General features: G+C 73.6%; 8 protein-coding genes. 6 read left to right on the forward strand and 2 right to left on the reverse strand.

The window, feature by feature from the left end:
* Window positions 1–135: 135 nt before the first annotated feature.
* Entirely contained in the window at window positions 136–1,158 is a 1,023-nt protein-coding gene (locus ACWD4B_RS32860) for a PHP domain-containing protein (protein WP_451424196.1), read from the reverse strand.
* 108 nt (window positions 1,159–1,266) lie between these two features.
* On the opposite strand from ACWD4B_RS32860, the gene ACWD4B_RS32865 reads away from it, so the two are divergent.
* On the forward strand, window positions 1,267–2,661 hold the full coding sequence (locus ACWD4B_RS32865) for an NAD(P)/FAD-dependent oxidoreductase (protein WP_451424197.1): 1,395 nt from the start codon (window positions 1,267–1,269) through the stop codon (window positions 2,659–2,661).
* Here the strand turns inward: ACWD4B_RS32865 and ACWD4B_RS32870 are convergent.
* On the reverse strand, window positions 2,658–4,139 hold the full coding sequence (locus ACWD4B_RS32870; RefSeq protein WP_451424198.1) for a lipase maturation factor family protein: 1,482 nt from the start codon (window positions 4,137–4,139) through the stop codon (window positions 2,658–2,660). The two genes, ACWD4B_RS32865 and ACWD4B_RS32870, sit on opposite strands and share 4 nt — an antisense overlap.
* A gap of 196 nt (window positions 4,140–4,335) precedes the next feature.
* Here ACWD4B_RS32870 and ACWD4B_RS32875 point away from each other — a divergent pair, with 196 nt between their 5' ends.
* The 5 genes from ACWD4B_RS32875 (at window position 4,336) to meaB (ending at window position 12,894) form a co-directional block, all read left to right on the forward strand.
* On the forward strand, window positions 4,336–6,402 hold the full coding sequence (locus tag ACWD4B_RS32875; protein WP_451424203.1) for a SpoIIE family protein phosphatase: 2,067 nt from the start codon (window positions 4,336–4,338) through the stop codon (window positions 6,400–6,402).
* A gap of 171 nt (window positions 6,403–6,573) precedes the next feature.
* The gene (locus ACWD4B_RS32880; protein WP_451424199.1) at window positions 6,574–7,584 is read left to right on the forward strand and encodes a CinY protein; all 1,011 of its coding nucleotides are present in this window, start codon (window positions 6,574–6,576) and stop codon (window positions 7,582–7,584) included.
* A 229-nt stretch (window positions 7,585–7,813) separates the two neighbouring features.
* Window positions 7,814–9,700 carry a methylmalonyl-CoA mutase small subunit gene (gene mutA, locus ACWD4B_RS32885; RefSeq protein WP_451424200.1) on the forward strand — a complete coding sequence of 629 codons (1,887 nt, stop codon included), beginning with the start codon at window positions 7,814–7,816 and terminating at the stop codon, window positions 9,698–9,700.
* Window positions 9,700–11,898: a methylmalonyl-CoA mutase gene (scpA, locus tag ACWD4B_RS32890; RefSeq protein WP_451424201.1), complete on the forward strand. Its 2,199-nt coding sequence runs from the start codon at window positions 9,700–9,702 to the stop codon at window positions 11,896–11,898. The genes mutA and scpA overlap by 1 nt, the downstream gene beginning before the upstream one ends.
* A gap of 6 nt (window positions 11,899–11,904) precedes the next feature.
* Complete coding sequence (gene meaB / locus ACWD4B_RS32895; protein WP_451424202.1) at window positions 11,905–12,894, forward strand: methylmalonyl Co-A mutase-associated GTPase MeaB; 990 nt, start codon at window positions 11,905–11,907, stop codon at window positions 12,892–12,894.
* Window positions 12,895–12,959: the final 65 nt, after the last annotated feature.

The following is a 12,959-nucleotide window of genomic DNA, read 5'->3' on the forward strand; positions in this document are numbered from 1 at the left end:
CCGCAGCCGACGCACCACCCCAGGGGTCCGGGGCGCAGCCCCTGGGGGCACCCCCAGCGGTAGCTGGGGGAACCTCGACTGCGGGCGCGTCGTGGTTGCTCGCGCAGTTCCCCGCGCCCCTTACGGGGCGCACTCTCACCGCGACCGTGTCCACTCCAGCAGCCGCTCCTCCGGCCACGTCGTGATCACGCGATCCGCAGGTACCCCGCACTCCTCGGCGCGGGCGCAGCCGTAGCGTTGCCAGTCCAGCTGGCCGGGGGCGTGGGCGTCGCTGTCGATCGCGAACAGCACCCCGGCATCGAGCGCCCGGCGCAGCAACCGGCGTGGCGGGTCGAGCCGTTCGGGGCGGCTGTTGATCTCCACGGCGGTGCCGAAGCGGGCGCAGGCGGTGAAGACCATCGCCGCGTCGAACTCCGATGCGGGCCGCCCCCGCCCGTCCAGCAGCCGGCCCGTGCAGTGCCCCAGCACGTCCACCAGCGGACTGGCCACCGCGGCCACCAGACGGCGGGTCATGCCCTCCGCGTCCATCCGCAGTTTCGAGTGCACCGAGGCCACCACCACGTCCAGCCGCTCCAGCAGTTCCTCCTCCTGGTCCAGCGAGCCGTCGGCGAGGATGTCGCACTCGATGCCCGTCAGCAGCCGGAAGCCCTCGCCCATACGCTCGTTGACCTCCCCGACCGCGTCGAGCTGGGCACGCAGCCGGTCCGGGGAGAGGCCGCGGGCGACGGTCAGCCGGGGGGAGTGGTCGGTCAGCACCGCCCACTCGTGGCCCAGGGCCCGGGCCGTGCGGGCCATCTCCTCGATGCCGCTGCCGCCGTCCGACCAGTCCGAATGCAGGTGGCAGTCGCCGCGCAGCGCGGCCCGCAGCGTCCCACCGCCCTCGGTCAGCGGTCCGCCGGACTCCTGTTCCAGGTGCGCCAGGTACTCCGGCACCCTGCCGGCCAGTGCCTCGGCGACCACGGCGGCCGTCTTGGGGCCGATGGACCGCACCTCGGTGAGCGAGGCGTCGGCCGCGCGCCGGCGCACCTCCTCCTCCGGCATGGCGGCGATCACCCCGGCCGCCGTGCGGAACGCCTTGACCCGGTACGTGGGCGCCCGGTCGCGCTCCAGCAGGAACGCGATGCGTTCCAGGGCCTCCACCGGCCCGAGAGTCTCCACGGCAGCCACCTCCACACTCCACCGTGCGCCACGGCGCGTTCGCCCGCATGCGTTCGGGCCGGGCGCTATATGGGGAGACCAAACAGACAGTCGTCAGGAGGATCCGGGATGAGCAGTGCGAACGGCCGCCGGTCGGTGGTGCTCGGCGGCGGCATGGCCGGGATGCTGGCCGCGGCGGTGCTCGCGGACCACGGGCACGACGTCGTGGTCGTCGAACGCGACCGGCTGCCGGACACCGCCCGCGCGCGAAAAGGCGTGCCGCAGGCCCGTCACGCGCACCTGATGATGTCCGGCGGGGCGCGCGTGATCGAGAGCCTGCTGCCCGGCGTCTCCGAGCAGTGGCTGACGGCGGGGGCCCGGCGGATCCCGCTGCCGACCGGGCTGGTCTCCCTCCTGGTGCAGGGCTGGATGCCGCGCTGGCCCGAGATGGAGTACCTCATCGCCTGCAGCCGCGACCTGCTCGACGCGGTCGTGCGCGAACAGGTCCTGGCCCGGCCGGGGATCACGCTGCACGAGGGCGCCGAGGCCGCGGGCCTGCTCGGGACCGCGCGCAGGGTGACGGGGGTGCGCCTGCACGGCGGGAGCGGCGCCGAGAGCCTTGAGGCGGACCTCGTGGTCGACACCACCGGCCGCGGCTCCCGGGCGCCGCAGTGGCTGGCGCAGCTCGGACTGCCCGCCGTCCGCGAGGAGACGGTCGACTCGGGACTGGTCTACGCGACGCGGGTGTTCCGTGCGCCGCCCGGGGCGGAGGACGTTCCGGTGGTCAGCGTCCAGGCGGAGGCGGGCACGCCGCGCCCGGGGCGGGGCGCCACCCTGCTGCCCATCGAGGGCGGGCGCTGGATCGTCACTCTCGCGGGCACCCGGGGCGGTGAACCCACCCGGGACGCAGGGGAGTTCGAGCCCTACGCGCGCACGCTGCGGCACCCGATCGTGGCCGACCTCGTCGCCCGCGCCGAGCCGCTGACCGAGGTGCACCTCACCCGCTCCACCGTCAACCGGCGCCGGTACTTCGAGCGCCTCCCGGAGTGGCCTGCCGGCTTCCTCGTCATGGGCGACGCCCTGGCCGCGTACAACCCGGTCTACGGGCACGGCATGTCGGTGGCCGCGCACAGCGCGGCCGCCCTGCGGGCGGCGCTGCGGGCGGATGGGGCGGGCGGTCCCGGGTTCGCCCGGCGGGCGCAGCGGGCGGCCGCCGCGGCGGCGGGGCCCGCCTGGGACCTGGCGACCGGTGAGGACGTCAACTACCCCGGGGTGGTGGGCGCCCGGCCGCCCGCGGCGGCCCGGCTGCTGCGGGGTTATGTGCAGCGGACGATGCTGACCGCTACCGCCAATCCGGCCGTGACGCGGCCGCTGTTGGAGGTGATGACGTTGTCGCGGCCGCTGTCCGCGCTGTTCGCTCCGGGGGTTGCCGTTCACGTGCTGCGGGGGCCTGGGCGGCGGCCTGCGGCGGAGCCGCCGATCACTGCGGGGGAGCGGGAGCGGTGGGGGCTGGCCGGGGCCTAGTCCGGCTGCGGGTCTTCGGTGGCTGGTCGCGCAGTTCCCCGCGCCCCTTCGGGGCGCACCAGTGCCACCGGCGGCAGCCACTCCCGTTCCAGGGTTCGGTGCCACCAGGCCCCGGTCTCGCGGCGCTCCTGCCATGTCGTGAAGCGGTACAGGTACAGCCGCGCACGCACATGCGTGGGCGGGGTGTCGGGGAACGGGTTGTGGCGCAACAGCCGCACTGTCGCAGGGTCGTTGGTGAGCAGCCGTTCCACGAACGGGCCGAACCAGTCCTCCGCGTATCCGGGCGAGATCCCGGCGAACCACATCAGCCAGTCCAGGCGGAGGTGCCACGGCGCGAACTGCCGTGGCGCGCGCCGCGGATCGCCGGGCTTGCCCTTGAAGCCGTACTCCTTCCACACCGTCTCCCGCGTGATGTGCTCCTCGTTCGTGCCCTCGACGACGACCTCGTGGCGGCGGCGGTTGATGCTGCCGAAGGCGCCGTAGGTGTTGACGAGGTGATAGGGGTTGAAGGACATGTTCATCCGCTGGTTGCGGGAGAGCAGGTTGCGCACCGGCCACCAGCTCAGGACGAGCACGAACACGGTGACGGCGAGGACGAGGGCCTCGTACCAGACGGGCGCGCCGGGCCCGGGGGCGTGGCGCGGCAGCGAGAACAGCTCCGCGGCGGCGTTGCCGTCGACGGCGGACAGGGCGATGACGATCGTGATCCAGTTCAGCCAGGCGAAGTTGCCCGAGGCGACGAGCCAGAGCTGGGTGACGATGATCAGTCCCGCCGCCACGCTCGCCGCGGGCTGCGGCAGGAACAGCCCGAAGGGCACCACCAGCTGGGCCACGTGGTTGGCGCCGGTCTCCACGCGGTGCAGCGGCCGCGGCAGCCGGTGGAAGAACCAGCTCAGCGGCCCCGGCATGGGCTGGGTCTCGTGGTGGTAGTAGAGGCAGGTCAGATCGCGCCAGCACGGGTCGCCGCGCCATTTGATCAGGCCCGCCCCGAACTCGACGCGGAAGACCAGCCAGCGCAGCAGCCAGAGCACCGGCACCGGCGGGTCCGTACGGGCGTTGCCCAGGAAGACGGCCAGGAAGCCCGCCTCCAGCAGCAGGGACTCCCAGCCGAACGAGTACCAGGTCTGCCCCACGTTGACGATCGACAGGTACAGCACCCACAGCACCGCCCACATCGCCATCGCCGCCCCCAGCGGCACCGCGTCGGCGGCGCCCGCGACGATCGCGGCCGAGAGCAGGGCGCCGGCCCGGGCCCAGGCGGCGAAGAAGCGGTCCGAGTAGTGGAGGTGGAAGACGCTGGGCGCCCGGCGCAGCGGCACGTACCGCACGAACCGCGGCACCGGCAGCATGCCCCGTTCCCCGATGAGCGCGCGGAACTGTGCGGCCGCCGACAGGAAGGCCACCAGGTAGACGACGGCGAGCATGCGCTGGAGCACCAGTCGGCTGAGCCAGTACCCGGATTCCGTGAACCACTCCATTCCCGCGCTCCTCGGATCTCCCGGCGGCCCTGGATTCCACGGTGACCCCTCCCCGGCATCCGTACCACTCCGTGCCGCTCCGGACCGTGCCGTCACCCTGCGCAGTCGCATCGAAGAAACGGGCAAATGATGGCAGAGTGGCTCTATGGTTGATCGGGGAGCGGCTGACCGGGACACGACACCGGCCGCCGCACCGATGCCGGACGCCGCGGCGAAGCCGGACGCGTCCATGCCGGACGACTGGCCCGCGGGCCCGGAGCTGAGCCTCGCCCTCAACCGCATGGGCAGCTTCGACTGGGACCTCGACAGCGGCCGGCTCCACCTGGACCCCGGGGCGCTCGCCGTCTTCCGGATGCTCGCGGAGGAGTTCGACGGGGACCCCACCACGCTCGTCGGCCGGGTGCCGCGCGCCGAGAGCGCGCGCCTCGACACCCTGATCTCCACGGCCCTCAAGGACGGCAGCGACTCCTACGGCGCCTACTTCCGCGTCCGCGCCGAGGACGGCTCCCTGTGCTGGACGCACACCCAGGGCTTCATCCGGCGCGACGAGCAGGGCCGCCCCAGCCGCGTCATCGGCATCGTCCGCGACGCCACCGAGGAACTCGGCCACTCCGCCCGGCCGTCCGGGCCCGAGGAGGTCCACCGCCGGCAGACCAGCGTCGTCGAGCGGACCACCGCCGCCCTCGCGCACGCCAGGACGGTCCAGGACGTCATCGACTTCTTCAAGGACCCCCGGTCCGTGGAGCACCTGGGCTCCGACCTGCTCGTCCTCGGCCTCGTCGAGGCCGGGCGCGTCCACCTGGTCGCCGAGGGCCCCTCGGAGCACTACATCCCCGGCACGCTCTACACCCGCATCGACGACAACCTCCCCATGAGCGAGGTCATCCGGACCATGACCCCGCGCTTCATCGAGTCCCGCGAGGAGTGGGCCGCCTGCTACCCCTGGCTGTGGGACAACATCAAGGGCATCGGCATCTGCTCCGCCGCCTACCTGCCGCTCGTCGCCCAGGGCCGCCCCATCGGCGCCCTCGGCATCCTCTACCGGGACACCCGCGGCTTCACCCAGCAGGAGCGCAACCTGCTCATCGCGCTGAGCAGCAGCCTCGCCCAGGCCATCGCCCGGGCCATGCTCTTCGACCAGGAGCACGACCTCGCCGAGGGCCTGCAGCAGGCCATGCTGCCGCGCCGCATCCCCGACATCCCCGGTGCGCAGATCGCCGTGCGCTACCGCTCCGCCCGCATGGGCCGCGACGTCGGCGGCGACTGGTACGACGTGGTCCCGCTGCCGGGCGGCCGGGTCGGTGCCGTCATCGGCGACGTCCAGGGGCACGACACCCAAGCCGCGGCCGTGATGGGCCAGCTGCGCATCGTCCTGCGGGCCTACGCCGCCGAGGGGCACGCCCCGGGCACCGTGATGGCCCGCGCCTCCACCTTCCTGCACGAACTGGACACCGACCGCTTCGCCACCTGCTGCTACGCCGAGGCCGACCTCTCCACCGGCGTCGTCCAGTTCGTCCGCGCCGGGCACATCGACCCGCTGCTGCGGCACGCCGACGGCACCTGTCGGCGGCTGCCCGTCGCCGGCGGGCTGCCGCTGGGCCTCTCGGCCGAGTTCGGGCCGCTCGACTACCCCGTGACGACCATGGAGATGGACCCGGGGGAGACCCTGCTGATGTTCACCGACGGCCTGGTCGAGGAGCCCGGCACCGACCTCGACGAGGGCATGCAGAGACTCGCGGCCGCCGTCCGCGACGGGCCCTACGAGCTGCAGAGCCTGGCCGACCGGCTGTGCGAGACCAGCGGCGAGCGTATCGGCGAGGACGACATGGCCGTGCTGCTGCTCCGCCGCCACGGCGCGCCCGTCCGCGGCGGCGGCCGGCTCCAGCAGCACATCGCCCCCGCCGACCCCGAGGCCCTCTCCGCCGCCCGCCACATGATCCGCGCCGCCGTGCGGGCCTGGGGCGCCCGGGAGCGTTCGGACGAAATCGAGCTCGTCGCCGACGAGTTGGCGACCAACGCCCTGCTGCACACCGAGGGCGCCGCCGTGGTGACGATCCGCATGCTCACCGGCCCCGAACGCCGGGTGCGCGTCGAGGTCGAGGACAAGTCCAGCGTCCTGCCGCGGCGCAGGGAGCCCGGCGAGTCGGGGGTCTCGGGCCGGGGGCTGCTGCTGGTCGACCGGCTCGCCGACGTGTGGGGCGTGGAGCCGCGCGGCACGGGGAAGTCGGTGTGGTGCGAGTTTGTCGTCCCGGGACGACATTAGGGCGCTCCGTAAGGGGCGGACGTCGGCTGCGGGCGCGTCGTGGTTGCTCGCGCAGTTCCCCGCGCCCCTGACGGGGCGCCCGGTAGGGGGCGCTGCTGAATTGCCTTTTGTGCAAGATCGGGTTCCACTGGCCTCTTCCCGTCGGCACCCCCCTCGAAAAGGCCGAAATCCATGTGGACTTCCCTGCGCAGACGCCTCCTCGGACTGGGCGCGGCCGCGCTTGCCGCCCCTCTGCTGCTCACCGCACAGGCCGGAACGGCCCAGGCGTTCGGCACCGTCAACGCCTTCGGCCAGCACGCCGAGCACGAGCGCATCACCCGTGCCACCCTCGCCTGCGCCCCCGGAACCCCCTCCGACGGCAGCTGTTTCGAGCCGCGCTCGCTGGACCAGATCGCCGGCCACCAGCGCACCTTCGGCGCCGTCGGCGCCCCGGACTCCGACGAGTCCTTCAACCCCGCCGCCCACTGCGACGACGCCGACTACCTCGCCGCCCCCGGCTACCCGCGCACCCGCGAACAGGCCACCGAGCGGCTGCAGTCGTGCGTCGCGAAGCTGCAGACGCGCTTCCGCGAGGGCATATCCGCGGCGGGCGGCACCCTGAAGGCCGACGGCGGCATCGCGCCCCGCGCGACCGAGCTCGGCCGGGACTGCACCTTCACCCTCGGCCTGCCCGGCCGCGCCAAGTGCGAGGCCATCGAGGGCCTCGGCCGCGCCCTGCACGGCGTGCAGGACTTCTACGCCCACAGCAACTGGACAGACAAGGCCGACACTTCACGCCCTCTCGGCAAGGACAACCCGCCCGGCCTGGACCTGCCCGCCCCCTCCCCGCTGCTCGCCCTCGCCGCCGGCCGCCCCCTCCAGGCCTCCGCCGTCCCCCGCGACCTGACCACCGGCTGCTTCTCGCTCCTGCCGGGCTTCTGCTCCGGACGCGTCCAGCACTCCGTCCTCAACAAGGACGAGGGCACCATCGACCCCGCCACCGGCGCCACCGCGGCCCCGGCCACTGTCCGCGGCAAGGTCGACGGCAACTTCGACCGCGCCGTCCACGCGGCCGTCGCCGACACGCGTCGCCAGTGGGCGGACTTCCGTGCCGCGCTCGTCGAGAGGTACGGCAAGGAGCGCGGTACGGCGATCGGTTGTGCGCTCACGCACGACGACCCGGTGCGGGACTGCCGCCCGTAGGGCAGCGCCACGGCGCCCCGTAGGGGCGCGGGGAACTGCGCGACAAGCCCCCACCGGCCCGCAGCCGACTCACCGCCTCCAGGGTCCGGGGCGAAGCCCCGGGAACCTCGACTGCGGGCGCGTCGTGGCCGATCGCGCAGTTCCCCGCGCCCCTACGGGGCCCGAAGAGGCCAAGGTCACAGCGGTTGCCCCTGCTGCGAGCCCTGATGGCTCGCCTAGCCTTCGTGCCATGACGGTCCTGCCTGATGATGGCTTCTCCCTGGCCGCCGAGTTCCCGGACGCGACCCGCGGACAATGGCAGCGCCTCGTCGAAGGCGTGCTGAGCAAAGCGGGCACCGACGCGACGGGTCCGGCGGCCGAGGACGCACTGGCCACCGCGCTCCAGGACGGGCTCGCCACCCGCCCGCTCTACACCGCCGAGAACGCCACGGGCGCGGCCGGCCACCCGGGCTTCCCGCCCTTCGTGCGCGGCGGCAGGGCGGGGGCAACGGCCGTCTCCGGCTGGGACGTACGCCAGCAGCACCGCGAGCCCGACCCCCGCAGGGCCAACGAGGCCGTCCTGGCCGACCTGGAGAACGGGGCCACCTCCCTCTGGCTGACCGTCGGCCCCGCGGGGCTTCCCGTCTCCGGCCTGGCCACCGCCCTGGAGGGCGTCTACCTCGACCTGGCCGCCGTCGTCCTCGACGCCGGCGCGGAGACCGGGCCCGCGGCCGAGGCCCTGCTGCAGCTCTGCGACGCACGCGGCGTCCCCCGCACCGCCCTCACCGGCAATCTGGGCGCCGACCCGCTGGGCACCCTGGCCCGTACCGGACAGGACGCCGACCTCGCCGGACAGCCGGCCGACGCCGTTGCGCTGGCCGCCCGTTGCACGCGCGAGCTCCCCGGCCTGCGCGCCCTGACCGTCGACGCCCTGCCCTACCACGACGCCGGCGGCTCGGCCGCCGAGGAGCTCGGCTGCTCCCTCGCCACCGGGGTCGCCTACCTGCGCGCCCTCACCGACGCCGGGCTGACCGTCGACGAGGCCTGCGGCCAGCTGGAGTTCCGCTACGCGGCCACCGCCGACCAGTTCCTCACCATCGCCACCTTCCGCGCCGCACGGCGGCTGTGGGCCCGGGTGGCCGAGGCCAGCGGCGCCACCGCGGCGGCCGGAGCGCAGCGCCAACACGCCGTCACCTCCGCGGTGATGATGACCCGTCGGGACCCGTGGGTGAACATGCTGCGCACCACGGTCGCCTGCCTCGGCGCGGGCGTCGGCGGCGCAGACGCCGTCACCGTGCTGCCCTTCGACGAAGCCCTCGGACTGCCGGACGCCTTCGCCCGCCGCATCGCCCGCAACACCTCCGCCGTTCTGCTGGAGGAGTCCCACCTGGCCCGCGTCATCGACCCGGCGGGCGGCTCCTGGTACGTCGAGAGCCTGACCGACCAGCTGGCCCACGCCGCCTGGGCCTGGTTCCAGGAGATCGAGCGCGCCGGGGGACAGGAGGCCGCCCTGCGCTCGGGCCTGGTGGCCGACCGGCTCGCCGCCACCTGGCGCAGCCGCTCCGCCGGCCTCGCCACCCGCCGCGAACCCGTCACCGGCGTCAGCGAGTTCCCGCACCTCGGCGAGCAGCCGGTGCACCGCGAACCCGCCCCCGCCACGCCCCCCGGCGGGCTGCCGAAGGTGCGCCGCGACGAGGCCTACGAGGCCCTGCGGGCCCGCTCCGACGCCCACTTGGACACCACCGGTGCCCGGCCCCGCGTCTTCCTCGCCGCCCTCGGCCCGGCCGCCGCGCACACCGCGCGGGCCACCTTCGCCGCCAACCTCTTCCAGGCCGGCGGCATCGAACCCGTACACGAGCCGGCCACCGTCGACGCCGCGACCGTCGCCGAGGCCTTCGCCCGCAGCGGCGCGGACATCGCCTGCCTGTGCTCGGGCGACAAGGTCTACGCCGAACAGGCCGAGGACGTCGCCGCGGCGCTGAAGTCCGCAGGCGCCGTGCGGGTGTTCCTCGCGGGACGGCCGGGCACGGAACAGCGGGAAGCATATGTACGAGCCGGAGTCGACGAGTTCGTCTTCGCGGGCGGCGACGCGGTCGCCGTGCTCTCCTCCGTCCTCGACCGCATGGGAGTGGCGTGATGCGGATTCCTGACTTCTCCGGCATCGACCTCGGCCCGGCCGGCGCCTCCGCGGACCACGCCGCCTGGCGCTCCGCCCTGAAGGAGGACACCGGCCACAGCGCCGAGGACCTGGTCTGGGAGACCCCCGAGGGCATCGGCGTCAAGCCCCTCTACACCGCCGAGGACCTGCACGGGCTGGACTTCCTCGGCACCTACCCGGGCATCGCGCCCTACCTGCGCGGCCCGTACCCGACGATGTACGTCAACCAGCCCTGGACGATCCGCCAGTACGCCGGATTCTCCACCGCCGAGGAGTCCAACGCCTTCTACCGGCGCAACCTGGCGGCCGGCCAGAAGGGCCTGTCCGTCGCCTTCGACCTGCCGACCCACCGCGGCTACGACAGCGACCACCCGCGCGTCACCGGCGACGTCGGCATGGCGGGCGTCGCCATCGACTCGATCTACGACATGCGCCAGCTCTTCGACGGCATCCCGCTGGACCGCATGAGCGTGTCGATGACGATGAACGGCGCCGTCCTGCCGGTGCTCGCCCTCTACATCGTCGCCGCCGAGGAACAGGGCGTACCGCCCGAGAGGCTGGCCGGGACCATCCAGAACGACATCCTCAAGGAGTTCATGGTCCGCAACACCTACATCTATCCGCCCCGGCCCTCGATGCGGATCATCTCCGACATCTTCGCGTACACCTCGCAGAAGATGCCGCGCTACAACTCCATCTCCATCTCCGGCTACCACATCCAGGAGGCCGGGGCCACGGCCGACCTGGAGCTGGCCTACACCCTCGCCGACGGCGTCGAGTACCTGCGGGCCGGACTCGGCGCGGGACTCGACGTGGACGCCTTCGCGCCCCGCCTGTCGTTCTTCTGGGCCATCGGCATGAACTTCTTCATGGAGATCGCCAAACTGCGCGCCGCCCGGCTGCTGTGGGCCCGTCTGGTCAAGCAGTTCGACCCGAAGAACGCCAAGTCGCTCTCCCTGCGCACCCATTCGCAGACCTCCGGCTGGTCGCTGACCGCCCAGGACGTCTTCAACAACGTCGCCCGCACCTGCGTGGAGGCCATGGCCGCGACCCAGGGCCACACCCAGTCGCTGCACACCAACGCCCTCGACGAGGCGCTCGCCCTGCCCACCGACTTCTCCGCCCGCATCGCCCGCAACACCCAGCTGCTGCTCCAGCAGGAGTCCGGGACCTGCCGGGTGATCGACCCGTGGGGCGGCAGTGCCTACGTCGAGCGGCTCACCCACGACCTCGCCCGCCGCGCCTGGCAGCACATCGAGGAGGTCGAGGCGGCCGGCGGCATGGCCCGGGCCATCGACGCGGGCATCCCCAAGCTGCGCGTCGAGGAGGCCGCGGCCCGCACCCAGGCCCGCATCGACTCCGGCCGGCAGCCCGTCATCGGCGTCAACAAGTACCGCGTCGACAGCGACGAGCAGATCGAGGTGCTCAAGGTCGACAACTCCTCCGTGCGCGCCCAGCAGATCGACAAGCTGCGACGGCTGCGCGCCGAACGCGACGAGGCGGCCTGCCAGGACGCCCTGAACGCCCTGACCCGCGCCGCCGGTTCGGACCCCGGACAGGGGCTCGACGGCAACCTGCTCGCCCTCGCCGTGAACGCGGCCCGCGCCAAGGCCACCGTGGGCGAGATCTCGGACGCCCTGGAGAAGGTGTACGGGCGGCACGCCGGGCAGATCCGTACGATCTCCGGTGTGTACCGCGAGGAAGCCGGGACGTCGACCGGAGTGGAGCGCACCCGCGCACTGGTCGAGGCCTTCGAGCAGGAGGAGGGCCGCCGCCCCCGCATCCTGGTCGCCAAGATGGGCCAGGACGGCCACGACCGCGGCCAGAAGGTCATCGCCACCGCCTTCGCCGACCTCGGCTTCGACGTCGACGTCGGCCCGCTCTTCCAGACCCCGGCCGAGGTCGCCCGGCAGGCGGTGGAGGCCGACGTGCACATCGTCGGCGTCTCCTCGCTGGCGGCCGGCCACCTCACGCTCATGCCCGCACTGCGTGAGCAACTGGCCGAGCAGGGACGGGAGGACATCATGATCGTCATCGGCGGGGTCATCCCGCCGCAGGACGTCCCCACGCTCCTGGAGATGGGCGCCGCCGCGGTCTTCCCGCCCGGCACGGTCGTCCCGGACGCCGCCCACGACCTGCTGAAGACCCTCGCCGGGGTCCTCGGCCACGAGCTGTGAGCGCCGATGGCGCGCACGATTGACATCGACGCGTACGTCAAGGGCGTGCTCGACGGCAAGCGGGCCGCCGTCGCGCGGGCCATCACGCTCGTCGAGTCGACGCGGGCCGACCATCGCACGGCCGCCCAGCGGATGCTGACCGAGCTGCTGCCGCACACCGGTGCGGCGCGCCGGATCGGCATCACGGGCGTGCCGGGCGTGGGCAAGTCGACGTTCATCGACGCCTTCGGCACGATGCTCACCGGGTCCGGCCACCGGGTCGCCGTGCTGGCCGTGGACCCGTCCTCCGGCCGGACCGGCGGGAGCATCCTGGGCGACAAGACCCGCATGGAGCGGCTCGCCGTCGATCCCGCGGCCTTCGTCCGGCCCTCGCCCAGTGCGGGCACCCTGGGCGGGGTCGCGCGGGCCACCCGCGAGGCCATGGTGGTGATGGAGGCCGCCGGTTACGACGTGGTGCTCGTGGAGACCGTGGGCGTCGGCCAGTCGGAGACCGCCGTGGCCGGCATGGTCGACACCTTCCTGATGCTCACCCTCGCCCGCACCGGCGACCAGCTCCAGGGCATCAAGAAGGGCGTGCTCGAACTCGCCGACGTCGTCGCCGTCAACAAGGCGGACGGCCCCCACGAGCGCGACGCGCGGTCCGCCGCGCGCGAACTGGCCGGCGCGCTGCGCCTGTTGCAGGCCCACGACGCCTCCTGGAATCCGCCCGTACTGACGTGCAGCGCGCGCGAGAGCACGGGACTGGACACCGTCTGGGAACGGATCGAGCAGCACCGCCGGGTGCTCACCGCGACGGGCGAGCTGGACGAGCGGCGCCGCGCGCAGCAGGTCGAGTGGACCTGGTCCATGGTCCGCGACCAGCTGCTGACCGAGCTGCACGGCCACCCCGAGGTGTGTCGCCTGCGGCTGGGGCTCGAACAGCAGGTGCGCGACGGTGCGTTGCCGGCCAGTGTGGCCGCCGAGCGCTTGCTGCGGGCTTTCCGGGGTACCCCGTAGGGGCGTGGGGGCTTCGCCCCGGGCCCCTGGGGTGGTGCGTCGGCTGCGGGCCGGTGGGGGCTGGT

This window comes from Streptomyces sp. NPDC002536 (assembly GCF_053594995.1).

Coding starts and splice junctions, on each gene's coding strand:
- ACWD4B_RS32880 (WP_451424199.1), top strand. CDS start 6,574: ATGTGGACTTCCCTGCGCAGACGCCTCCTCGGACTGGGCGCGGCCGCG.
- ACWD4B_RS32870 (WP_451424198.1), bottom strand. CDS start 4,139: ATGGAGTGGTTCACGGAATCCGGGTACTGGCTCAGCCGACTGGTGCTC.
- meaB (WP_451424202.1), top strand. CDS start 11,905: ATGGCGCGCACGATTGACATCGACGCGTACGTCAAGGGCGTGCTCGAC.
- scpA (WP_451424201.1), top strand. CDS start 9,700: ATGCGGATTCCTGACTTCTCCGGCATCGACCTCGGCCCGGCCGGCGCC.
- ACWD4B_RS32875 (WP_451424203.1), top strand. CDS start 4,336: ATGCCGGACGCCGCGGCGAAGCCGGACGCGTCCATGCCGGACGACTGG.
- ACWD4B_RS32865 (WP_451424197.1), top strand. CDS start 1,267: ATGAGCAGTGCGAACGGCCGCCGGTCGGTGGTGCTCGGCGGCGGCATG.
- mutA (WP_451424200.1), top strand. CDS start 7,814: ATGACGGTCCTGCCTGATGATGGCTTCTCCCTGGCCGCCGAGTTCCCG.